The 1,697-nt window shown below is 75.4% G+C and carries 1 protein-coding gene and 2 pseudogenes; 1 reads left to right on the top strand and 2 read right to left on the bottom strand.

Annotation, left to right across the window (positions count from 1 at the left end):
• Positions 1 to 57 precede the first annotated feature (57 nt).
• Together GTR00_RS20300 and GTR00_RS20295 are read right to left on the bottom strand one after the other, a co-directional pair.
• Entirely contained in the window at positions 58 to 1,128 is a 1,071-nt protein-coding gene (locus GTR00_RS20300) for a Gfo/Idh/MocA family protein (RefSeq protein ID WP_166613341.1), read from the bottom strand.
• Positions 1,129 to 1,166: 38 nt separating this feature from the next.
• Positions 1,167 to 1,580 (bottom strand): annotated as a pseudogene (locus tag GTR00_RS20295) (ThuA domain-containing protein); the annotation flags it as partial.
• Here GTR00_RS20295 and GTR00_RS26520 point away from each other — a divergent pair.
• Positions 1,572 to 1,697 (top strand): annotated as a pseudogene (locus GTR00_RS26520) (ThuA domain-containing protein); the annotation flags it as partial. The pseudogenes GTR00_RS20295 and GTR00_RS26520 overlap by 9 nt on opposite strands.

Genomic DNA, 1,697 nt, shown 5'->3' with positions numbered 1-1,697 from the left:
GGTGCGGGCCCGCCCGCGCCGCCCCGGCCCGCACCCCGGGGGGCGCGGGCCGGGCCCTCAGGCGACGGGCTGGCTGGCGGACCCGGCGGCCAGGGCGCCGCGCACCGACGTCCACGACGCCAGCACCGCCCGCACGTCCTCGCGCCGCTCCTGCGCCAGCGCCCGCTGGTGGGCGCGCTCGAGCACGTCGTCCACGAGCACCCGCGCGCCCGAGGCGGCGGAGGCGACCGCGGCCTCCACCATCGCCAGGCTCAGGACGTTCTCGTGCACCTCCCCCGTCGGGGCGGCGCCCTCGCGCAGCGCGCGGGTGAAGGCGCGCAGCGAGCCGGCGATCTCCCGGCCGGGGTCGGCCGAGGGGGCCGGCCGCGCCGCGGCGGAGGTCTCCAGCACCGGGGCCTCCTCGCCGTCCCAGCGGGCGGTGCCCGCCGAGCCTGACAGCCGCCAGGAGCCGTTCCAGGACGTCTCCTGCCCCGGGGAGCACCAGCTGCCGGTGTAGACGTAGCGGATCCCGCCGGTCATCTCGAAGACCGCGGTGGCCGCGGCGTCGCCGGCGTACCAGCTCCACGAGGGGTTGAACTCCTCGCAGTACACGGACACCGGCTCCGCGCCCAGCACGAAGCGCGCGGAGTCGAAGGGGTGGATCGCCATGTCCAGCAGCAGCGGGTGGGCCATCTCCTCGCGGAAGCCGCCGAAGCGCGGCGCCTTGAAGAACTCGGTGGTCAGCACCCCCAGGTCGCCCAGGACGCGCGCCTGCTCCCGGAAGGCGTGCAGGTGGGCGTTGTAGCGGCGGGACTGGCTGACGACGAACAGCTCGCCGGTGACCTCCGCGGCCGCCACCAGGGACAGCGCCTGCGCGACGTCCTCGGCGACGGGCTTCTCCCCCAGCACCGGCAGCCCGGCGAACAGCGCGGCGGTGGTCACCGGGTGGTGCGCGCGCGGCACCGTGACGTTGACGACGGCGTGCGCGCCGGTGGCCAGCGCCAGCTCGACGGCGTCGCGGCCCAGGGGGGTGCCGGGCACGCCGGCGTCGGCGACGGCCGCGGCGGCGACGTCCAGGTCGAGGTCGACCACGCCGGCCAGCTCGACGTCGTCGTCGTCCAGGACGGTGCGCAGCCACGCCCTGCCCATGCCGCCGGCGCCGACGAGCACGACGCGCAGCGGCGCGCTCACTGCTCGGCCCCCTGCAGCTCGGCCCCCTGCAGCTCGGCCTCCTGGGCCCCACCCGCCTGCGCCTCGGCCGCCTCCGGCTTCAGGGCGCCCTGGTAGCCGTGGCCGTTGTAGAAGTCCTCGGTGTCGTAGCGCAGCAGCACCGGCGCGGTGCGCTCGGGGCGCACGGTCACGGCCCACTCGACGGCGTTGGAGATCACCTTGCGCACCCCGGCGTGGAAGTACGTCGGGTACTCCTGGTCGCCGGGGCGGAAGTAGAAGACCTTGCCGTGGCCGCGCTTGAAGGTGCAGCCGGAGCGGAACACCTCCCCGCCGGAGAAGGAGGAGATGAACACCAGCTCGTCGGGGGCGGGGATGTCGAAGAACTCCCCGTACATCTCGTCCTCGTCGATGATCATGGGCTGGGGCACGCCGCCCACGGCGAGGTCTCCGACGAGGTCGCCGAGCGCGTGCAGCGGCACGTCCTGGCCGGCATGGGCCTGATCGTGCTGCACTCCGGGCACTGGTCGAAGGTGTTCACCCGGCTCATG

It is taken from the genome of Kineococcus indalonis (assembly GCF_009906395.1).
Taxonomy (GTDB): Bacteria; Actinomycetota; Actinomycetes; order Actinomycetales; family Kineococcaceae; genus Kineococcus; species Kineococcus indalonis.
Note: the sequence above shows the minus strand (reverse complement) of the source record. Positions and strands in the feature narration are given on the sequence as shown.

Bases quoted from the DNA above. Each gene is read 5' to 3' on its own strand.
- GTR00_RS20300 (WP_166613341.1), bottom strand. From the start codon at position 1,128: ATGGGCAGGGCGTGGCTGCGCACCGTCCTGGACGACGACGACGTCGAG.